The 20,784-nt window shown below is 68.1% G+C and carries 19 protein-coding genes; 3 read left to right on the top strand and 16 right to left on the bottom strand.

The genetic code is table 11. From position 1 onward, the window contains the following. The first annotated feature begins 1 nt into the window (after position 1). The 3 genes from CVV72_RS26155 to CVV72_RS26145 are packed head-to-tail and all read left to right on the top strand — an operon-like array spanning position 2 to position 3,026. On the top strand, positions 2 to 1,219 hold the full coding sequence (locus tag CVV72_RS26155; RefSeq protein ID WP_219146195.1) for an O-antigen ligase: 1,218 nt from the start codon (positions 2 to 4) through the stop codon (positions 1,217 to 1,219). Next, the gene (locus tag CVV72_RS26150) at positions 1,216 to 2,397 is read left to right on the top strand and encodes a glycosyltransferase family 4 protein (protein WP_219146194.1); all 1,182 of its coding nucleotides are present in this window, start codon (positions 1,216 to 1,218) and stop codon (positions 2,395 to 2,397) included. The genes CVV72_RS26155 and CVV72_RS26150 overlap by 4 nt, the downstream gene beginning before the upstream one ends. Then, positions 2,394 to 3,026, top strand: coding sequence for a phosphatase PAP2 family protein (locus CVV72_RS26145; protein WP_219146193.1), 633 nt, complete (start codon positions 2,394 to 2,396; stop codon positions 3,024 to 3,026). Before CVV72_RS26150 ends, CVV72_RS26145 begins: the two co-directional genes overlap by 4 nt. Here CVV72_RS26145 and CVV72_RS26140 read toward each other — a convergent pair. From CVV72_RS26140 to CVV72_RS26065, 16 genes are all read right to left on the bottom strand, one after another. Then, positions 3,013 to 3,522, bottom strand: a complete 510-nt coding sequence (locus CVV72_RS26140) for a DinB family protein (protein ID WP_219146192.1) — start codon at positions 3,520 to 3,522, stop codon at positions 3,013 to 3,015. The two genes, CVV72_RS26145 and CVV72_RS26140, sit on opposite strands and share 14 nt — an antisense overlap. Positions 3,523 to 3,531: 9 nt before the next feature. Continuing rightward, positions 3,532 to 4,431 (bottom strand): hypothetical protein, encoded by a 900-nt coding sequence (locus CVV72_RS41780; RefSeq protein WP_255632266.1) that lies wholly within the window; start codon positions 4,429 to 4,431, stop codon positions 3,532 to 3,534. Between the two features lie 195 nt (positions 4,432 to 4,626). Then, the gene (locus tag CVV72_RS26130; protein ID WP_219146191.1) at positions 4,627 to 6,063 is read right to left on the bottom strand and encodes a right-handed parallel beta-helix repeat-containing protein; all 1,437 of its coding nucleotides are present in this window, start codon (positions 6,061 to 6,063) and stop codon (positions 4,627 to 4,629) included. 55 nt (positions 6,064 to 6,118) lie between these two features. Continuing rightward, a complete protein-coding gene (locus CVV72_RS26125) occupies positions 6,119 to 7,495 on the bottom strand; it encodes a right-handed parallel beta-helix repeat-containing protein (RefSeq protein WP_219146190.1) in 1,377 nt (458 codons plus the stop codon). A 119-nt stretch (positions 7,496 to 7,614) separates the two neighbouring features. Next, positions 7,615 to 8,931: a glutamate-1-semialdehyde 2,1-aminomutase gene (locus tag CVV72_RS26120; protein WP_219146189.1), complete on the bottom strand. Its 1,317-nt coding sequence runs from the start codon at positions 8,929 to 8,931 to the stop codon at positions 7,615 to 7,617. A 4-nt stretch (positions 8,932 to 8,935) separates the two neighbouring features. Further along, positions 8,936 to 9,484, bottom strand: a complete 549-nt coding sequence (locus CVV72_RS26115) for a dTDP-4-dehydrorhamnose 3,5-epimerase family protein (RefSeq protein WP_219146188.1) — start codon at positions 9,482 to 9,484, stop codon at positions 8,936 to 8,938. Continuing rightward, on the bottom strand, positions 9,481 to 10,668 hold the full coding sequence (locus CVV72_RS26110; RefSeq protein ID WP_219146187.1) for a polysaccharide pyruvyl transferase family protein: 1,188 nt from the start codon (positions 10,666 to 10,668) through the stop codon (positions 9,481 to 9,483). Before CVV72_RS26110 ends, CVV72_RS26115 begins: the two co-directional genes overlap by 4 nt. Beyond that, positions 10,665 to 11,615, bottom strand: coding sequence for a glycosyltransferase family 2 protein (locus tag CVV72_RS26105; RefSeq protein ID WP_219146186.1), 951 nt, complete (start codon positions 11,613 to 11,615; stop codon positions 10,665 to 10,667). Before CVV72_RS26105 ends, CVV72_RS26110 begins: the two co-directional genes overlap by 4 nt. Further along, positions 11,612 to 12,886 carry a hypothetical protein gene (locus CVV72_RS26100; RefSeq protein WP_219146185.1) on the bottom strand — a complete coding sequence of 425 codons (1,275 nt, stop codon included), beginning with the start codon at positions 12,884 to 12,886 and terminating at the stop codon, positions 11,612 to 11,614. Before CVV72_RS26100 ends, CVV72_RS26105 begins: the two co-directional genes overlap by 4 nt. Positions 12,887 to 12,888: 2 nt before the next feature. Continuing rightward, positions 12,889 to 14,163 carry a DUF4910 domain-containing protein gene (locus tag CVV72_RS26095; protein ID WP_219146184.1) on the bottom strand — a complete coding sequence of 425 codons (1,275 nt, stop codon included), beginning with the start codon at positions 14,161 to 14,163 and terminating at the stop codon, positions 12,889 to 12,891. Beyond that, positions 14,163 to 15,185, bottom strand: coding sequence for an NAD(P)-dependent oxidoreductase (locus tag CVV72_RS26090; protein WP_034324191.1), 1,023 nt, complete (start codon positions 15,183 to 15,185; stop codon positions 14,163 to 14,165). Before CVV72_RS26090 ends, CVV72_RS26095 begins: the two co-directional genes overlap by 1 nt. A 5-nt stretch (positions 15,186 to 15,190) precedes the next feature. Continuing rightward, the gene (locus CVV72_RS26085; protein WP_219146183.1) at positions 15,191 to 15,844 is read right to left on the bottom strand and encodes a PIG-L deacetylase family protein; all 654 of its coding nucleotides are present in this window, start codon (positions 15,842 to 15,844) and stop codon (positions 15,191 to 15,193) included. Next, the gene (locus CVV72_RS26080) at positions 15,841 to 16,638 is read right to left on the bottom strand and encodes a sugar phosphate nucleotidyltransferase (protein ID WP_219146182.1); all 798 of its coding nucleotides are present in this window, start codon (positions 16,636 to 16,638) and stop codon (positions 15,841 to 15,843) included. The genes CVV72_RS26085 and CVV72_RS26080 overlap by 4 nt, the downstream gene beginning before the upstream one ends. After that, on the bottom strand, positions 16,635 to 17,870 hold the full coding sequence (locus CVV72_RS26075; protein ID WP_219146181.1) for a class I SAM-dependent methyltransferase: 1,236 nt from the start codon (positions 17,868 to 17,870) through the stop codon (positions 16,635 to 16,637). Before CVV72_RS26075 ends, CVV72_RS26080 begins: the two co-directional genes overlap by 4 nt. Before the next feature lie 330 nt (positions 17,871 to 18,200). Next, positions 18,201 to 20,078: a S8 family serine peptidase gene (locus tag CVV72_RS26070; RefSeq protein ID WP_255632265.1), complete on the bottom strand. Its 1,878-nt coding sequence runs from the start codon at positions 20,076 to 20,078 to the stop codon at positions 18,201 to 18,203. Between the two features lie 184 nt (positions 20,079 to 20,262). After that, entirely contained in the window at positions 20,263 to 20,724 is a 462-nt protein-coding gene (locus CVV72_RS26065) for a thioesterase family protein (RefSeq protein WP_255632264.1), read from the bottom strand. Positions 20,725 to 20,784: the final 60 nt, after the last annotated feature.

Genomic DNA, 20,784 nt, shown 5'->3' with positions numbered 1-20,784 from the left:
CATGATCGAACCCGCGGTCCGCCCGGCGGCGGCGATCCGCAGCACCCCGAAGGCGGTCGGCATCGCCTGGACGTTGCTGATCATCAACACGCTGGGCTCGACCGGGGCGAAGACGGTCATCCCGCTGCCGAGGTCGGTCAGCCAGCTGATCACCATGGGCGCGCTGGGCGCCGCGTTCATGATCGCGCTCGCGCTGAACGCGAGGCTGCGGATCCGGCCGAGCGCCTATCTTTTCCTGCTCACGGTCCTGCTGGTGCTGAGCGTGGTCGCGAGCCTGAACCTGGAAGGCGGTTTCGGCGCGCTGTTCCGCTGCTTCCGGTTCGCGTTGTTCATCAGCACACTGTGGTTGCTGACCCGCTGGTGGAACGGCGGCCTCGACCTCGTCCGCACCCATATCCGCGCTTACGGCGTGGTGCTGGTGACGGTGGTGATCGGGCTCGCGCTGGGCCCGGGCAACGCGCTGCCGTTCGAATACGGCGGACGGCTCACCGGCACGCTGTGGCCGCTGACGCCGCCACAGGTCGGCCAGTACGCGGCCATCGTCATCGGCCTCACGACCCTGCTGTGGCTCGGCGGGAAGCTGGAGCGGCGGAACGCGCTGGTGGTCATCGTGCCGTCGTTCGCGATCCTGCTGCTGACTCACACCCGTACCGCGATGCTGGGCCTGGTGGCCGGGACCGTGGTGGCGCTGATGTCGCAGTGGATGTCCAACGCCCGGGCGCGCAAGGTGTTCACCGGGCTGGTCCTCGTCGGGGTGTTCTGCGTGGTGGCGCTGAGCGGGCTGCTGCAGACCTGGTTCCTGCGCGGCCAGTCCGAGGAGAACTTCTCCAGCCTCACCGGCCGCGCGAAGGTGTGGGACGCGCTGCTCGACGCGCCGCGGACGACGCTCGAGTACCTGTTCGGTGTCGGGCTGACCGACAAGTCCTACGACGGGCTCCCGATCGACAGCAGCTGGCTCGCCGTCTACCACGAGCAAGGCTATGTCGGGATCGCGATCGTCGCCGCGTTCCTGCTCGTGCTGGTCGTGGTCGCCGTGCTGCGGCCGCCGTCGCCCGCCAGGGCCTGCGCGATCTTCCTGATCACCTACTGTCTTTCCGCCTCCTACACCGAGGCGGGCCTCGGCGACGCGTCGCCGTACCTGCTGCACCTGGCCTTGGCCGCGTCGCTGCTGGTGCGTGTGCCCGCCGAAGAACCCGAGTTCGTCAAGGAGACGGCGTGAAGGTCCTCGTGATCCACAACCGGTACCGATCCGAGCAGCCGAGCGGCGAGAACAACGTTGTCGACCAGGAGACCGCGCTGCTGGCCGAGGCCGGGCACGAGGTGGACCTGTTCGAGCGGCGCAGCGACGACATCGCGGAAATGTCGCTGCCGCGCAAGGCCGTCGTCCCGCTGCGGGTGCCGTGGAACCGGGCCGTGCGCGTGGAGCTGGCCCGCCGCCTCGCCGACGACCGGCCGGACGTCGTCCACATCCACAACACGTTCCCGCTGCTTTCGCCGTCCGTGCTGGCCGCGTGTGCGGACGCCGGGGTGCCGACGGTCGCGACCGTGCACAACTACACCCTGATCTGCCCGCCCGGCACGCTGTACCGCGAGGGCTCCATCTGCACCGACTGTGTGGGACGCAAGCCGATCCCGGCGGTGCGGCACGGGTGCTACCGCGGTTCGGGGCTCGCCACCGTGCCGATGGCGGCGAGCATGATGCTGAACCGCGACCGCTGGTGGTCCGGTGTCTCGAAGTTCTTCTGCATCTCGCGGGCACAACGCGAGATCCTGATCGCCGCCGGGATGCCCGCCGACCGGCTAGCGGTGAAGTACAACTACGTCACCGACCCGGGCAAGACACGCAAGGACACCGGGGAGCACCTGCTGTTCCTCGGCCGGATCACCGAGGAAAAGGGCATCGGCCTGCTGATGAAGGCCTGGGATCGGCTCGCCGCGGCGGGCGGTCCGCTGCTGCCGCTGGTGATCGCCGGCACCGGCCCCATGCAGGACGAGGTCTCGCGCTGGGCCCACGGCCGCGACGACGTCCGCTACGTCGGCCTTCAGTCCAAAGCGGAGTGTCAAGACCTGATCGTCCGCTCGAACGCCGTCATCGCCCCCTCGGAATGGCTTGAGGCGTTCGGGCTGGTCGTCGTCGAAGCGATGGCCGCCGGCGTCCCCACGGTCGCCGCCGCCCACGGCGCCTTCCGCGAGCTCGTCGAGGACGGGGTCACCGGTCTGCTGCACGAACCCGGGGACCCCGAGTCGCTCGCGGCCCGGTTGCGGGAGGTCGTCGGCGACGCGGAGCGGAATCAGGAGATGGGCTGGGCGGCGCGGCTGGTGTACGAGCAGGAGTTCACACCGAAGGTCGGTCTCGAACGGCTGGTCGGCGGTTACCAGGCTGCGATCGACGCGTGATCACCGGTCCGCCCGCGGTGCCGCCGCGGGCGCGAATCCCGCTCTGGACCCTGGCCGCCTTCGGTCTCGTCGTCGCGCTCGTGCTCGGCCTGCGCTACGCCGGGACCTCGCACACCGCCGGACTGGACGCCTTCGTGCTCCCCGCCGTCGACCGCGTCGAGGGTCCGCTCTGGTACGTGGCGACCGCCATCGACTTCGCGGGCGAACCGGTGGGCGCGATCGTGGTGATGGCGCTGTTCGGCTGGGTGTCCGTGCGGCACCGGCGGCCGCGGATCGCGATCCTCATGGTGGCGGCGAGCGGTGTGACGGTGGCGCTGACCACTGGCCTGAAACCCCTGGTCGGCAGGCTGATCCACGGTGAATTCCTCTCGTATCCGAGTGGGCACACGGCCTTCGCGGTGACTGTCGCGACTGTCGTGGGGTTGCTGGTGATCGACGTCCGGGGGCTCGGGGCCGGCGGTGCCGCTCTGGTGCTGGTGGGGCTGATCGTGTCCGCGGGGCTCGCGATGGGGTGGGCCGAGGTGGCGCTGGGGGCGCACTACCCGACGGACACCTTCGGCGGGTTCGGGGTAGCTGTCGCGGTGGTGCCGGTGGTGGGGTGGGCGGTGGACCGGCTCACTTCCCGGTGACGCCGTCGAGCAGTTCCCGCCCGACGTCGACGTGACCCGCGTGCCGGGCGAAGCTCTGCGCGAGATGAAGGAGGACCCACGCGAAAGTCGGATACTCTTCGACGCCGCCGCGTCGCGTCGCCCTGGCGGCGAGGCCGTCCAAGGGGGTGACGGCTGCCAGCCGGGCGCAGTTCTGTCGCTCGCCGTGGAAGAAGGTGAGGATCCCGGTGGTGGTGTCGTCCGGCGTGATGCGCCACTCCTGCTCGGCCGTGCCAGGCCACGAGAAGTCGACGTCCTCGCCGGCGAACATGTGCCGCAGCCAGAACCGCTCGGTACAGGCGAGATGTTTGACCATGCCGAGCGGCGTCCACCCGGACGGCACCGTCGACCGCCGGAGGCCGGCTTCGGAGAGCCCGTCGAGTTTGCGGAGGATCGCTGTCGCGCTGTGGTCGAGATAGCCCAGAAGCAGCGCGCGGATATCGGTGATTCCCGGCGAAGGCTCGGGGGTCTCTTCCATCTCCACACGCTACGCGGCCTGCTTGATCACGACGTTCGGCCTGGGCCGGGCCTGCGCGGTACGGAACGCGGCTCGAAGCTCACGCTGGACCTCGTCCGGCTCGGTGCGGAGACGAGACGGCAGCGTCTGGAGCACGACGATCCCCGCAGCGACGTAGCGGGCGTTCCGGGCGACGGTGGCGCGATGACCGTCGAGGCCGGCGTGGTGGCGGTAGGAATCGATCTCCCAGGCGAAGGCGCACTCGTCGCACCAGAAGTCCGGGGTGGCGACGTAGTTCCCGTTCGCGTCGAAGATCGGGACGTTCCAGTGGCCGGGCGGGAGCCCGGATCTTCGCCAGAGCCGCCACGCGTCGGCCTCGGCGACGGATCTCGCTCCGGCCACGAGCGGGGCCAGGGCTCTTCGGGGTAGCGCGGTTCCGGTCCTTCCCGCTTGGTCCAGCTCGTGGGTGAGCATGTCGGTGGTGCAGAAGCGGCGCTGGACGGACTCGGCCATCATCGCCTGGATCTCGTCTTCGTCGGTGAGTCTCCGGGCGGCGTCGATGACGGCCCGGGGGACGGGCGCGACCGGGAGATCGCCGCGGAGGTGAGGTCGCGGGAGGTGCCGGGTCCGTTCGACGTGAACGAACCCCGTCGTGGCGACCCGCCGGTCGGCGGGCACCAGGATGTGCACGTCCCGAGGCGGTGGTGGTCGCTCCAGGCCATGACGGCGAAGCGCCCAGATACCACTCAGGACCGCCTTCTCACGGCCATGCAGTAGCGCCCCCTGGAGCCGTTGGCCATCGGTGGGTTCTCCGTTGTGGAGCAGCACGATTCCGGGCAGCAGCCGTTGCCAAGGGCCGCCGGGACCGCATCGGCGCGAAATGGTCCGGCCCGGTACACCGGCGGCTTCGAGTGCGGCCGCGCGAATCACCGTCGGGCCGTGAGTGAGCTGAGGGTCAGTCGACCAGGTTCCTCTTTGCACCTGATCACCATGCACGCGACCACCGACAAGATCTCTTCCGAAGAGGCACGAATGGTCCTGTCACGCCGATTTTTTCGCGAGCGTGGAGGATTTGGGACGTTCAATGTCCCAAATCCTCCACGCTCGCACCAGCTGCGCTCCGGCTCAGCACCCGCCATCACCGAAAGAACTACAAGCATCCTGCGAGTAAGGAGCCCCCTGCCACTCCGAAACCCCCAAGGTCCGCGAAGTGTCATGAACGACGAACCGCCACCCGCCCGAATAAGCGTTGTCATACCACCGGTTCTCCTGCCGGAACGTCACGGCGTCCGAAACGGAGGACCCCCGATAAGGCGACCACTCCGGATAAGTCCCGAAGTTCGCCAAAAGCGCCATCCGCCCGCAAAAGCCCGAGCAATCGGACCCGTGGGAGAACGTGTTGCCGTGGATCGAAACCCGCTGCGTCTTCCATCGGCAGTCGTCGTACAACGGGCGAGAAGCGATCCCCGGCGCGGAACACGAAGAGACCGAGGGGACGAGGAGCGTGCAAGCGCCGGAAGACGTGTTCGCCGGGCTGTTGCAGAAGCGATCCGCGTTCTCCCACAGGGTGATTCCGGACCAGTTGTCCTCGAAGACGTTGTCGGCGATCTCCACCAGCGAAGTCCTGGCCCGGATCCGCGGCTCACCGCCGGACTCCGAGATGTACACCGTCCCGACCGGGAAATCGTCCCCGCGAGAGGCGAAGGCCCGGCCTTGCACGAGGGTGTTCCGCCGGAAGGTGTTCCCGCGGACCACGACGTTGTAGGAGATCTCGTAGAACAACGCCTCCGCGTCGTTGTCCTCGATCAGGTTGTCCTCGATGAGGAAGTCGTTGTTGTTCGTGTCCGCCCACAGCCCGGCGCCGTGGTTGTGGTGGACCCAGTTGCCGCGGATGTCGGCGCCGTTCACCGCCCAGAATTTCGCGCCGCCGCTGCAGCCGCAGCCGGGTTCCTTCGTCTCCCAGTCGTCGGTGTTGTTCCCGGTGATCTCGTTGCCCTCGACGAGCAACCCGGTGATCCCGTCGCCGGCCCGATAGGCGTTGATGCCGTACTGACCGTTGTTCCGCAGGCAGTTCCGGAGGATCTCCTGACGCGGTCCCGCCATCATCGCGGCGCCGCGGTTGTCCTCGATCGTGTTGCCCTCGATGGTCCAGTGTTCACCCGAGTCGTGGTTGACCACCCCTTGATCCCGCGGCGCCGCGAAACCGCGGATCGTGAGGCCGCGGATGACGACGTCGCGAGCCTGCTGGGTGAACGCGTAGCGGTTGACGCCGCCACCGTCCAGCACGGCACCGGGTGCGCCGAGGTAGGCGTTGCCGTCCTTGGGGATGATCTGGCCGAATTCGTCCGGGTCCAGCGTGTGCTTGCCTTCGGTCAGCCAGAACGTCGTACCGGCAGGGAGTTCGCGCGTCTTCGCGGAAAGATCGGTGCCGGGGGAGACGACCACGGCGTCGTCCGGTTTCCCCGGGCTCACCGGTCCCGCGGCGCAGGCCGCGACAGGAGCCGCCGAAGCGGGGACGACTCCTGTCGCGAGCAGCAGCACCATGACGAGTAACGCGGGCATACTGGAACGGTAAGCCACCGCGGACCGTCCCAGATGGACACTTACAGGTGAAACTTCAGCACGTCGTCGGAACGCCGAACCCGCTGCACGTGTCCTGCCGATAGGGCTCCGCCTGCCATTGCGCCGCGGTCAGCCGCCGTGACGTGTCGTGCGCGACGAACGTCCAAGGCCCGTAGTACTGGTTGTCGTACCACCGGTTGTCCTGCCGGAAGGTGATCGCCTCCGAGATCACGGCACCCCGGTACGGCGACCAGGACGGGAAGGTCCCGTAGTTCGAGAGCACCGCCATCCGCCCGCACAGGCCGAGGCAGCCTTCCATCGACGAATCGAACTCGAACGTGTTCTCGTGCACCGAAACGCGCTGGGTCTTCCAGCGGCAGTCGCCGTACAACGGTTCGGTCTTGATGCCCGGATCGGAGCAGGCGGACGTCGGTGAGACGAGCGCCGTGCACGAGAGTGTCGAGGTGTTGGCCGGGCTGTTGCAGAACCGGTCGGCGTTCTCCCACAGCGTGATCCCCGACCAGTTGTCGGAGAACATGTTGCCCCGGATGTCGATCCGGCTGGTCCGGGCGGGCAGTCTCGGCTCGCCGCCCGATTCGCTGATGTACACCGCGGCGACCGGGAAGTTATCGCCCTTGGCGGCCCGTGTCCGGCCCTGCACCAGCGCGTTGCGGTTGAACGTGTTCCCGATCAGCTCCAGGTTGTAGGAGATCTCGTAGAACAACCCCTCGGACGCGTTGTCCTCGATCAGGTTGTCCTGGATGAGGAAATCGTTGTTGTTCGTGTCGGCCCAGAGGCCGACACCGTGGTTGTGGTGGACCCAGTTGCCGACGATGTCGGCGCCGTCCACGGCCCAGAACTTCGCGCCGCCGCTGCAGCCGCAGCCAGGGATCTTGCTCTCCCAATCGCCGGTGTTGTTCCCGGTGATCTCGTTGCCCTCGATCACCAGGCCGGTCAACCCGCCACCGAACCGGTAGGCGTTGATGCCGTACTGGCCGTTGTTCCGCAGGCAGTTCCCGATCACCCGCTGGCCGGCCCCGGTCATCATCCCGGCGCCGTCGTTGTCCTCGATGACGTTGCCTTCGATGGTCCAGCGTTCGCCGGAGTCGTGGTTGACCACGCCCTGATCCCGTTCGGCGACGAAGCCGCGGATGGTCAGCCCGCGGATCACCACGTCCTTGGCCTGCGTGGTGAAGGCCGCGCGGTTGATCCCGCGCCCGTCGAGCACGGCGCCGGGCGCGCCGAGGTAGACGTTCCCGTCCTTGGGCATCACCTGGCCGAACTGGTCGGAACTCAGCGTGTGCGTGCCCGGTGCGAGCCAGAACGTGCTCCCCGGCGGGCTGAAGCGGGTTTTGTCGGTCAGGTCGGTGCCCGGTTCGATGACCTGGGCCCCTTCCGGGGCGGACGGGACGCCGACGGTCGTGCCGCACACCCCTCGAGCCGGCTCTTCGGACGCCGCCGCTGTTGTTTCAACGACGACCTGGAGCAGTAACACCGACAACGCGACGCGAAACGTGCGCGAGCCGGTCGAGCGATATGCGATCCCTGGACTCATACCCTTCTCCGAAATACCGGCTTCACCGGACGGCCACCCAGCCACGGCGCCGGATCATCCGCGTCGAGCGCTTTGCGGTACACGAGGCAGGCCTGCGAGACCACTTCGACCGTCCGGTCGATGTCTTCTTCGGACAACGCGCTGCTGACCACGAATGACGGTCCGAGGACCCCGCCGGTGACCAGTTGCCGCAGGAACAACGTTCGGTAGTCCTGCGACGGGTTCTTCTCGGCGTCGAGCGTGGCGAAGACGAGGTTGCTCGCCCGGCCGCGCACGACGACGTGTTCCCCGACCCCGGCCGAGGCCGCGACTTCGCGCACCCCGGCGGCGAGCCGGTCGCCGAGCGCGTGCAGCCGCGCGGCGATGCCTTCTTCGGTGTAGGTCTCCATGACCGCGATCGCGGCGGCCAGCGAATGCGTCTCGGCGCCGTGCGTGGTCGACAGCAGGAAGACGCGGTCCTCGCCGGTGCGCAGCCCGCCGAGTTCCATCAGCTCGCGCTTGCCCGCCAGCGCCGAGACGGCGAACCCGTTGCCGAGCGCCTTGCCGAACGTCGACAGGTCCGGCGTGACACCGTAGAGCCCCTGCGCGCCCGCCTCGGACCAGCGGAAACCGGTGATCATCTCGTCGAAGATCAGCACGCAGCCGTACCGGTCGGCGAGTTCCCGCAGGCCGGCGAGGTAGCCGGCGGGCGGTTCCAGCTGGGTGGACGCCTCCAGGATCAGGCAGGCGATCCGGCCCGCGTTCTCCCGCAGCAGTCGTTCCGCCGCCGGGAGGTCGCCGTAGGGGAACGACACGGTGAGATCGGTGATCGCCTCCGGGATACCCGACGACATCGCGGTGGTGCCGATGAACCAGTCGTCGATGGAGAAGAACGCGTGGTCGCGGCAGATCGCCACGAGCGGCCTGCCGGTGGCGGCCCTGGCGAGCTTCACCGCGGCCGTGGTGGCGTCCGAGCCGTTCTTGGCGAACTTGACCATCTCCGCGGTCGGCACGGTTTCGAGGAACTTCGCCGCCGCCCGTTCCTCCACGATGGACGGACGGGCGAAGTTGGCGCCCCGGTCGATCTCGCGGTGGGCGGCTTCGGTCACCCTCGGGTGCACGTGCCCGAGGCTGACCGCGCGCAGCCCTGAGCCGTACTCGATGTATTCGTTCCCGTCGACGTCCCAGACGTGCGCGCCGCGCCCGTGCGAGATGACCGGCGCCAGGTTCTCCGGGTACTGGTCGTCCCCCTTGGCGTAGGTGTGCGCCCCGCCGGGGATCATCGCGTGGAGGCGCTCGTTGGCCCGCATCGATCGGGGAAGCTGACGGGTCATGCTCTCACCTCGTGTTCTGTAAGACGGCGGAAAGCGGGAGCGCGCGCCGGTCCCGCTCCGACATGAGCGCCACCGGAAGCGGCCACGGGATCGCCAGTTCCGGGTCGTCGTAGGCGATCGCGACGTCCTCGGCGGGATCGTGCGCGCGGTCGATCCGGTAGGAGACGTCGGCGTACTCGGTGAGCGCCTGGAACCCGTGCGCGCAGCCCGCCGGGATGTACAGCGACACCTGCGTCTCACCGGAGAGTTCGAACGTCTCCTTGCCGAGGTACGTCGGCGAATCCGGCCTCAGGTCGACGACGACGTCGAAGACGGCGCCCCACGAACACCGGACCAGCTTCGCCTCACCGAGCCCCGAGCGGAGGTGCATCCCGCGCAGCACTCCCTTGCGAGAGCGGGAAACGCTGTCCTGGAGGAACCCGTTCGGGTCGATCCCGGCCGACCGGACGACGTCGGCGTCGAAAGTGCGGCTGAAGAAGCCGCGTTCGTCGGCGTGCGGGGTCGGCTCGAACAGGTACGCGCCCGCGATGGCGGGCACCGGGATCACCTTCATCGGACTCCCATCGGCAGGAAGGCGGCCGACAGCGCGGCGAACTGTTCGTCCAGCAGCCGCGTCTGCTCGACGCCTCGTTTCGCGACGATCTCGGTCAGTTCGCCCGCCCTGGACTCGAGGTCGGCGAACTGGCGCACCAGCTCGCCGAAGTCGATCTCCTTGGCGGACTGGCAGAACTCGCCGAGTCCCAGCGTGGTCATGAGGACGTCGTTCTTGCGGGCGTACCCGACGGACAACGTCGGTTTCGCCAGCTTCAGCGCGCACAGGACGTTGTGGTACCGGGTGGCGACGACGGTTTCGACCGCCGACATCGCCCGCATCACCTCTTCCAGCGTGGCCGTGTCCGCGGCGGCGATCAGCGGGGATTCCACCTCCCGCATGATCTCGTCGACGACCTGCGCGTCGGCCCGGTCACCGATGAACAACCGCACCGGACGGCCCTCGGCGACCAGGTGGGTGACGAACCGGGTCATCTTGTCCACATAGGACTCATAGATCTCGGCGGCGCGGTGCCGATCGTCGTTTCCGCCGTGGTACGCCATCACCCCGACCCCGACGGATCGGGGCAGCACCGGTTCCGAAGGCGCGGGGAGGGCGAAGGCGAGATCGGGGTAGACGCGGTCGTTCGTGACGTCGACGCCCATCGTGCGCATCGCGTCGCGTGACGGCTCGTCCCGGTAGGACCGGAACGTGGCGAGCCGCGCGGCCCAGCCGATCACGGACCGGGTGATCCGGTGCGTGCTCACGCTGGCGCCGACGCTCACCAACGCCACCTTGGTGCCGACCAGACGGCCGGATACCGAAAGCAGCAGCAGGGCGTAGGGGAAACCCCAGGGACGCAGGGGAAGGGTGGATTCGAGGACACCCATCCCCGGCACGATCACCGTGTCCTGCCGTCGCACCCACGCCACCGTGCGGAAGATGTCGACGATCTTCCCGAAGCCTTTCATGGCGATGGACAGCGGTCCCGAGGCTGTTCGGTACTCGCCCTCGTACCAGTTCAACGCGGTCGTTTCGAGTCCGTAGCGCGACGCGACGAGGTCCGGACCACCGCACATCACGCTGAGCGTGGCGTCCGGATGCTCCGTGCGCAAGTACCCGAGAACCGCCTCGAAGGAGCCGTCGTTGCCGAGGTTCCCTGAGCCGAGGAGCCCGAACAGCCCGATTCTCGCGGGCGAGGTCAAGGGACTCGTCCCTCCTGGCCTGCGACGACCGAGGCCACGGACACCTCACGCGGGCCGAGTTCGGCCTCGGCCTGGACGGGCATCCGCCCCATGGCCGGGTTTCCCGCCCGGTTCAGCATCCATTGCCGCAGGTAGCGGAAGCATTCGCGCTTCTCCGCCCCGGAGATCGGCGCGTTGCGGATCGCCTTGACGTAGCCGAGCACGTATTCGCCGAGCAGCCGCACCATCGGGTGGCGCAGCTTGTCGGCCCGTTTCGGGTCGAGGTTGGTGGCCCGCCTGCGCACGGTCGGGTGCTCGTGCTCGGAGCGGCCGGGGTGGTCGCGCCGGAAGTACAGCCAGTCGGGCACCTGGTGGAACGGGCCGTGCAGGGCCAGTTCCGAGATGATCGTGCGGTCCGCGTGGTGGTAGCTGTCCAGCGGCGCGACGCGGCGCAGCACCTCGGTGCGGATGACCGCGCCGTCGTCGTCCCCGCCGGGCGCGAACAGCGTGCTGCGGAAGCGTTCCGCGGCGTGCGGCGAGACGGTGTTGAGCGGGTACTCCAGTGCCTGAGTGACGACGGCCTTCTCGTCGATCATCGCCGTCCACGAGTGCGAGAGGATGAACTCGGGGTGCTCGTCGAGCGCCTCGACACAGCGTTCCAGCAGGTCACGCGCGTAGAGGTCGTCGTCGGACGCCCATTTGAACAGTTCGCCGCGCGCGACGTCGACGCAGTAGTTGTGGTTGGGCGCGCAGCCGATGTTGACCGGTTGGCGCACATAGCGGACACGGGAGTCCAGCTTCGCGTACTCGCGGCTGATCTCTTCGGTGCGGTCCAGCGACGCGTTGTCCGAGATGATCAGCTCGAAGTTCTCGTAGCTTTGGCCGAGGAGTGCGTCCAGTGATTCGGCGAGGTAGTCCTCGCCGTTGTAGACCGGGAGCCCGATGCTCAGCCGAGGAGCGGTGCTCATGACGTCCTCATTTCTTCCTTCTCCGAAGTCAGATGCTCTTTGAGAGCGGAGTGGAGCTGAAGCCACCACACCGAGGACCCGCTGGTGATCGCCAAGGCGACCCCCCAAGCGGATCCGGGCGCCCCGGCCAAGAAGGCGCCGATGAGCCCTAAGCCGACATAGCCGGCGGAGTTGATCAGCTGGGCGCGAAGGCTCCGTTTCGCAGCGCCGAGCGCACGCAGTCCGGCGGCCGCCCCGGTGTTGAATCCCGCCGCGGCGATACCGATGGTCACCGGGAGGATCAGTTCCGAAGCGGGATCCCAGACGTCGCCGAGCACGAACCGGCCGGCGTCGTCGGGTACCAGAAGCAAGGCGAGGCCCCAGAGGAGGGCCGCGACCGCCTGGCCCGCGCCGAGAACGGCGCAGAAGCGGCGAAGGCGATGCGGGGCCCGTTGGAGCACCCGCGCGCTTTCGGCCACCGTGACCAGGGAAAGTCCCATCAAAAGAGCGAAGAACGGCCCGAGCAGCAATTCGGCGCCGCGCACCGCCCCGACGCTCGTCAGTCCGGCGATCGCGCCGAGGCCGTACATCCGCAGCTGCGTCGAGCCGCTGTTGCTGACGTTCTCGACCAGGTAGCGGGTGCCGAGATCGCGGTGGCGCTTGAGCCACTCGAGCGTGCCGCGCGGATCCGGCCGGACCCCGGCCTGAAGACAGCCGTACCCGGCGGCGACCGCCCCGGACAGGCCCCACGCCAGGATGAACGCGACGACCGTGTCGAACCACCGGTGCGCGATGAACAACGCCGGGACCAGGGCGATGCCCCAGACGACGTCGTTGACGAACGCCTTCTTCCCGTGCCCCGCGGCGAAGAAGGTGAACCGCCAGGCGTCCTGCAGCAGCAACGTGGGGATGACGAAGCCGAGCGCGACGAACGCGCCGCCGATGGGGCCGCCCACCACGAGACCGGCGATCACGCTGATGGCGCCGGCGACGACACCCGCGGAGAGCGCCGTCCCGGTCGCCTTCGCGGTCGCGGCCCGCCAGGATTCGGTGGACACGCCGGAGAACCGCACCATCAGCGGATCGGTCGTCAGTCCGCGCGAAAGGTTGAGCACCACGCCATAGCTGACCCAGGCGAGGCTGAACATGCCGAAGGCGAACGTGCCGAGTGAGCGCGCCACGAACAGCCCGACCACGAAGTTGGTGATGCTGGAGACGGCCTGGTCGCCGAGACCCCAGCTGAGCCGCCCGGCCATGGCCCGGACGGCTTGGGAACGCAGAAGTGATCGCATCTCTAGTCCTTGAGCAATCCGGCGTCGTGCAGCGCCTCGGCGGCGGCGACGACGGAATCGAACGGCAGCCCGGACCGCTCGGCGACGTCGAGCAGGCTGTGCTCGCCGTCCGAGAGGTTGAGCACCCAGAGCATCGCCATCTGGGCCTGTTTGGCGTCGCTTCGCCCGCCGAGCGAGTCGTACAGCCCGCGTTTGCCGAGCTGCGGCTCGCCGAAGGGGCTGAGGTTGACGTAGCTGCGGTTGCGGTCAAGGACGGAGAAGGTGTCCCGCAGGGTGCGGAGGGTTTCTTCCATGGCCTCCGTGGACACGAAATCGAGGTTGTCGGCCGAGGTGTGGTACTCGGGGTAGCCCGCGTACGGCGTCCTCGTCAGCGATCCGACACCGAGGTTGAAGCCGGGGGAGCAGAACTGGCGCTCGTCGTAGCCGTAGGGCGAGAAGTCCACGATCTCGTGCGCGCGATCGGCCAGGACGTACGCGAGCACACGGTCGATTTCGGCGTCGCCCCGGCGGCTTCGCTTGTAGGTCAACGAGCCCGGGTCACCGGCGCACGCCAGCACGAGCCCCGCCTTGATCCGGCCGACGCGGTCGTTGTTGCGCGCGAGCCAGGTGATGGCGCCGATCGTGCCGGGCATGAACAGGAAGCGGTAGGTGTAGTGGGGCTTCTCCAGCGTTTGAGCGAACGCGGCCGCGATCGCGATCCCGGCGACGTTGTCGTTCGCCAGCGAGGGATGGCAGGTGTGGCAGGAGATGATCACCTCGTCGGTGACCTCGCCCGGCACGACGTGCTCGGCGTAGGTGAGGTTCCCGTCGGCCAGCGTGGAGTCGATGCGGACCTCGTACTCGCCGTCCGGCAGCGCGTCGAGCGTCTCCTGCGCCAGGCAGAAACCCCAGGTCGGCGAGTAGTAGCTGGTCCGGTACGGCACCCAGGACGGCTGGTCGGGCAGAGTGTGCAGGTGTTCGCGCAGCTCACTGAGCGGCATCTTCCGCGACACCGGGACGCTGTAGCCGACGACGTGCAGGTTCGACTCGCCGAAGTCGACCACGCGGCGGCCGGCGGCGTCCTTGATGTAGGCGTCGCGGATGTTCCATTCCTGCGGCACGGTCCAGTCCAGTACCTGGGTGCCGGTGGGGACCTCGTGGATCTCCAGGGGGATGTGCTCGCCGACGATCTCCAGCGTGCGGCGGACGCCGTCGCCGGTGATGCTGCGGCACAGCGGATACAGGCGCTCGACCAGCTCCCGCAGGTCGGCGCCCGTGTCCAGGGGTTTACGCGTCATCACCGTCGCCGCAGGGTTTCGTCGATCTCGCCCGCGGCGGTCCGCGCGTTGAGCGTGGCCAGCCTGGTGAAGCGGTTCTTGAAGTCGTGCGCGGTCAGGCCGTGCGTGCGGTAGGCGTAGATCAGGTCGAGCGCGCCGTCCTTGACCGACCAGTCGCATTCGAAGCCGGGGATCGCCTCGCGGAAGCGGGAAAAGTCGACGCGGTAGGAGCGCGGGTCGCCCGCGGACTCGCCGGTGATTCGCAGCTTCGCGCTGGGGACGGCCTCGACGACCTGCTGGGCGATCTCGGCCACGGTCACGTTGTTGCGCTCGGTGCCGATGTTGAACGCCTTGTCGTGGACGGCCGCCTTGGGGGCGACCAGCGCGGCCTCGAAGGCGCGCGCGATGTCCTTGGCGTGCACCAGCGGACGCCACGGCGTCCCGTCCGACAGCACCAGGATCTCGCCCGAGACGTGGGCGTGCGCGGTGAGGTTGTTGAGCACGATGTCCGACCGCAGCCGCGGCGAGAAGCCGAACGCGGTGGCGTTGCGCATGTACACCGGGGTGAAATCGTCGTCGGCGAGCGCGTGAAGGTCGTCCTCGACCCGCACCTTCGACTCGGCGTACGGCGTCACCGGGCGCAGCGGCGCGTCCTCGTCGACCAGACCGTCTCCGCCCGAAGCGCCGTAGACGGAGCACGTCGACGCGTAGAGGAACCGCTTGACCCCGGCGTCCTTCGCCAGCTTCGCGAGCTTGACCGAGGCGCGGTGGTTGATGTCGTAGGTGAGTTCCGGCGCCAGCGATCCCAGCGGGTCGTTGGACAGCGCGGCGAGGTGGATCACCGCGTCCACCCCGGTCACGTGCTCGGCCGTGACGTCCCGGAGGTCGACTTCGTAGCCCTTGGGATCGTCGGGCTTCGGGCCCAGCACGCAGGTGTCGAAGAGACCGGAGTCGAGGCCGACGACCTCGTGGCCTTCGGCGGCCAGCACCGGGGCCATCACCGTGCCCAGGTAACCCTTGTGCCCGGTCAGCAGCACACGCATGGCTTTCAGCCTTTCGGAGTGAGGTCGAGCGTCAGTTTCTTGAGGTCGAAGGCCTCCGCATAGCGGTGCCCGCATTCGATTCCGCGAATGCGGGCGAGGCCGAGGAAGGCTTCCCGGTCGTACCAGGGCCGGTGCCGCTGCGAGGCGTAGTGCTCCTGCAGCAGCCGGACCTTCTGTTCGGCGATCTCGGGGGTGAGCGGCACGTACGCGGTGGGTTTGGCGAGGTCGCCGTCCCATTTCACGATCTCGTACTCCAGCTGGAGATGGGTGCGGAACACCGTCGGCACCAGCGTCGCCAGCCCGCGGTGGTCCTGGTGCGCGTCCGCCGTGCGCGGGGAGAGGACGAGATCCGGGTCGGTGCGGCGGCGCAGCTCTTCCAGGCTGTTCTTGGCCTCTTCCCAGTGCGCGGGGAACCGGCCGTCGGGCAGTTTGAGCACGGTGACGTCGACGTCGGCGCCCTGGCAGAAGGCCGCGAGCGCGGCGCGCTCCTCGGTCTCCCGTTCGGTGCCGCCGCCGGAGAGGACGAGCGCGTCCACCCGGACACCGGGATTCTGGTCGCAAATGGTCAGCAAACTGCCGCCCGCCCCGATGGCGATGTCGTCACAATGCGCGCCCAGCGCGACGATCCGCTCGACTCCGCCGGTACCGAGTCCGATCACGCGATGCTCACCGGAGCCGGTTCGTGCTCCCACAACGCCCACGGACGGTCTCCGTGCGCGTAGGCGTCGTCCAGCTGGACGCGTTCCTTGACGGTGTCCGTCGGCTTCCAGAACCCGCGATACGGGTACGCGAGCAGCTTCCCCTGCTTGGCGAGTTCACCGCAGCCGTCGGCCACCAGGTCGCCGCCCTCGGGGATGTGGTCGAAGATCTCCTGGCGCAGCACGAAGTACCCGCCGTTCTCCCACAGCGGCATCTCGCTGACCGGGGTCAGCGCGCCGATCCGGCCGTCCTCGCCCATTTCGACGCAGTGGAAAGACGACTGCGGCGGCACGACCATCATCGACGCGCCGGCGTCGGAATCGGTGAACCGCTCGATCATCTCCGGCAGCGGGGCGTCGGTGAGGACGTCGGCGTAGTTGGCGAGGAACATCTCGTCGCCCTCGAGGTACGGGCGCACCCGGCGCAGCCGCTCTCCGATGGCCGATTCGAGACCGGTCTGCACGAAGGTGATCGACCAGTCCGCGATATCGGTCGACAGCAGTTCCGCCTTGCCGTTGCGCAGGACGAAATCGTTGGAGGTGGTCTCCTGGTAGTCGAGGAAGAACTCCTTGATGTGGTGCGCGCCGTAGCCGAGGCAGAGGACGAACTCGGTGTGGCCGAAATGCGCGTAGTACCGCATCACGTGCCAGATCAGCGGTCTGGGGCCGACCATGGCCATCGGCTTGGGCACGTCGGACGCGTCACCGTTGCGCATCCGCATGCCGTAGCCGCCGCAGAAGAGGACTACCTTCACGACTTCACCTCGACGATTTCCAGGTGGGGGATGGGAAAGACCAGTTTTCCGCCCCATTCGTCCACAAAGGACAATTGAGCGGTGAGTTCCTTCCGGAGGTTCCACGGAAGGACGAGCACGTAGTCGGGCTTGTCCGCTTCGATCCGTTCCGGCGGCAGGATCGGGATCCGGGTGCCGGGGGTGAAGCGGCCGTGCTTGTACGGGTTCCGGTCGACGGTGTACCGCAGCACGTCCGGACGGATGCCGCAGTGGTTCAGCAGCGTGTTCCCCTTGCCGGGGGCGCCGTAACCGACGACGGTCTTGCCTTCGAGCGCCGCGTCGGTGAGGAACTTGTTCAGCTCGAGCCGGACCTTGGTGACCCGCTCGGAGAATTCGGTGTAGCCGGACATTTCGTGCAATCCGGCGGCCTTCTCGGCGTCGAGGACCTGCATCATCCGCTCGCTCGGCTCGCCGGCGACGGCGTCCGGGCGCGCCCACAACCGGATCGAACCGCCGTGGGTGGGCAGGAGTTCGACGTCCACAACGGACAATCCGCCGCGCGCGAGGGCCCGGCGCGCGGATTCCACCGTGTAGTACTGGAAATGCTCGTGATAAATCGTGTCGTACTGGTTCTCCTGGATCAGCGTCAGCAGGTGCTGGACCTCGATGCTGACCCAGCCGTCATCGGCGACCAGGGCGCGCAGCCCGTGGGTGAAACCGATGATGTCCGGAATGTGCGCGTAAACGTTGTTCGCCACGACGAGGTCGGCGGGACCGTGCTCGTCGCGGACCGCACGACCGGTCTCGGGGCCGAGGAAAGCGGTCTTCGTCGGCACCCCGGCGTCACGCGCGACTTGGCCCACGTTCACCGAAGGTTCCACGCCAAGACAGCGGATCCGCCGCGCCACAACGTTTTTGAGCAGATAGCCGTCGTTGCTGGCGACCTCGACGACGAACGACGAATCGTCGAGCCCGAGCCGCTCGACGGCGCCGTCGACGAACGTTTTGGCGTGTTCGACCCAGGAGGCGGAATACGACGAGAAGTACGCGTATTCGGTGAAAGTCTCTTCCGGGGTGATCAGCGGCGGGATCTGGGCCAGCCAGCATTCGGTGCAGATCCGCAGGTGCAGCGGGTAGGTCGGCTCCGGCTCCGCGAGCTGTTCCGCGGTCAGGAATCGCTCGCACGGCGGCGTCGCCCCTAGGTCGACGACGCTGGCGAGATGGGCCGAGCCGCAGAGTCGGCAGGTGGTCATCGAAAAGGCTCCTTGGCTCGCGTCACGTATCCCAGACGTCGGCACCTCGGGTCGCCTTGTTACATGCCTTCCAGGGGTCTCACGCTTCCGTCTCACAACCGAAACCTGTCGTCTCGGCCATCGGCGCAGACGCCTCCGCCATCCGGGCGCGGGTACTCGCGTTCAGCGGGCTGAACGCGACACGCGAGGCCGGCGCGGACGTCGCGAAAGCCACTTTCGCGACGTCTGATGTCCCGAAAGTGGCTTTCGCGACACGCGGTCGCCACGCCCCACCGGCCACTTCGCGTTTAGCGGGCTAAACGCGAAGTGGCCGGTAGGGGCCTCAGAGCGTCAAGAAACCACCAGCGCGTAGTCCGCGTCGGTGGCCGAAGTCTCCGGGTGCCCGTCGGCGTTCACCTGCGTCGCCACCACCTCCACCGTCCACGTACCCGCGGCCGGCTTCTCGAGGATGACGTTCTCCACCGTGTCGACCGTGTTCGGCGACCCGCCCGCGGTCGAGAAGTTGCCCGCCTTCAGCCCGTTGTTGCCGTAGTAGACGGTCCCGTTCGGCGCGGTGACCTTCAGTGTCAGGTCGTTGACCCTGGCGACCGACGCGCTCGGCGAGCCCGCCGGGTCGGTGTAGGCCAGCGTCGCCTTGAACTGCTTGGTCCCGTTCACCGCGACCGTGTACTTCTTCGACTGCCCGGTGCCCAGCAGGTCGGTCTCGTTCACCAGCACCGGCAGTTTCCACCCGTTCGCCTTGGCCTGGTCGTGCAGGTACCGCACGTTCGCGGTGCCCCAGCCCTGATGCGTCCTGGTCATGTCGTGCGACGTGCCGCTGAACGCGAACTGGTCGGCCCCGTTGACCAGCAGCGCCTTCGCGGTCGCGGCGTGCGGTCGGCTCGTGAAGACGTCGCGGCCCTTGCCGGGCCCGCCGTCGAACACGCCGTCGGCCCACATCTGGAACAGCAACCCGGCGTTCCCGCAGGTGATCGGGGTCGCGCCGCTCGTGCCGCCGAACGACGTCGTGTACGAGGTGTCACTGCCCGACGACGTGGTGTCGATCCGGTCGTAGTAGTTCGACAGTTCCGGTTTGATCCGGCCGTCGGCCGCCGGGCCGATGCTGGCGCCGCCGCTCCACTTGTCGTCGGTGCGGCCCAGCGTGTTGTAGTGGTACTGCCCGCCCACCGAGAGCACGTTCTTCGACCAGGCCTGCGGCCGCGACTGCTGGGTGCCCGCGTTGCTCTGCGACTGGCAGATCAGCAGGTCGTGATCGAAGACGATCTTGTCGAGCTCGGCGGAGACGGAGTTGTAGGCCGTGGTCAGCCCGCCGCCCCAGCTGTTGCTCTGGAACACCGCGCGGTACTTGCCCGCCGGGTCGACCAGCTCCTTGGTGTGGGCATAGCGGTCCGGCTTGTTGTAGGTGGCGAAGATCCCCTGCCCCTCGGGCAGCAGCCCCCGCTGTGGCGCGCTCACGCCCGACGCGAAGATCTGGCCGTAGGTGGAGGTCCCGTGGCTGGTGCTGGTGGAGTTCGAGCCGTGCATCACCGTCGGCCGTGCCTTGAACTCCTGGTGGGTGACGCGCAGGCCGCCGTCCATCACCTCGCCGCGTACGCCCTGACCGCGGTAGCCGCCGACACTCTCGACGTAGTTCGCGCCCCCGCTCTCCCTGGCGTTGGCCATGTCTGTTTCGGGGGCGGTGATGGCGCCGACCGCGAGCACTTCGGCTCCCTGCGCCACGGCGGCGGCCTGCCCGGAACCGAGTTTCGCGACGATGTGCTGTCCGCTCTGCGAGATCGCCTCGATACCGCCGCCGAGCCGCAGGATCCGCTCGGCCACGGCGCGCTGGTCCCGCGCGTCCGGCTCGACCAGCGTCACCAGGTGACTGCCGGTGGCGGCCGCCGACATCTCCATCTTGTCGTCCGGCCGGTATTCGCCGAGCCAGCGGACGAATGTCAATTCCGCCACCGATGCACGGTTCTCCGGCTTCAGCCGGACCACATAGGCGAAATCGGGAATGTAGGTCCCGATCCGCACACCGAGTGAGCGCAATTTCCCTCGCTGCGCGTCGGTCAGCGCGCTCCGGACCTGGAGCAGGTACGCGCCCTTCCAGTCCTGGCTCGTCGCCGTGCGCTGGCTCAGCGGGTCGAAGGTCCTGCTGGCCAGACGGATGAACTGGGGATCTTCGGCGGCCGGGGCGGCGACGGCCGCCCCACTCGTCAGTAGCATCGCGCCGATCATGGGCGCGAGGAAGCGGACAGACTTCGGCCGTGGCATGAATACCTCCGGGGAGCTCTGCAGGGGAGAGAGGTCTTTCGAAGGTACCGGCCGAAAAGCGTGATGATCAGCCGCTGAACGGCCCAGCCGTTTTCCGGTATGGTGGGAAATGGAGCATAAACGGTTAAAAACTGATTCAGGAGATCTCGTCGATCGCCCCGCTGAATCGCGTCAGCCGCTCGCGTTCCTCTTCGGCGAGCCGCCGCGTGCTGCCTTCGGGGAGGGTGCACGCGACCCAAATGGTGCGGCAACGCGCGTAGACCGCACGTTCGTCGCGCAGCCTGCTGTTCACCATGACGTCGCAGGTGCCGATCCGGCCGACCACGGTCTCCACCTCGACCGGGTTGTCACGGAAAGTCAGCCTGCGCAGGTAACTGACGTTGTGCTTCGCGATCAGGTACGCCGGTCCCTTGGCCTGGAGAAGGTACTCGCGCCGCGGGTCGAGCAGCGCGATCTGGGCCTCCTGGAAGTAGTCCAGCATCCGCACGTTCCCGACGTGACCGAGACAGTCCAGGTCGGCGACACGCAGGCGATGGCGGTGGAGGTGGATCTCGGGAGCGGGACGCGCACTGGTCGTCCCCAGCGGATGTGCGTGCACGAAGTGGATCTTCAACGATCGCGTGGTGTTACGGCCGCGCGGCGCAACGGACGTCGGCCC

The organism is Amycolatopsis sp. TNS106, assembly GCF_019330265.1.
Classification (GTDB): Bacteria; Actinomycetota; Actinomycetes; order Mycobacteriales; family Pseudonocardiaceae; genus Amycolatopsis; species Amycolatopsis lurida.
The sequence above is the reverse complement of the archived record's forward strand: the minus strand, read 5'-3'. Positions and strand labels throughout refer to the sequence as shown.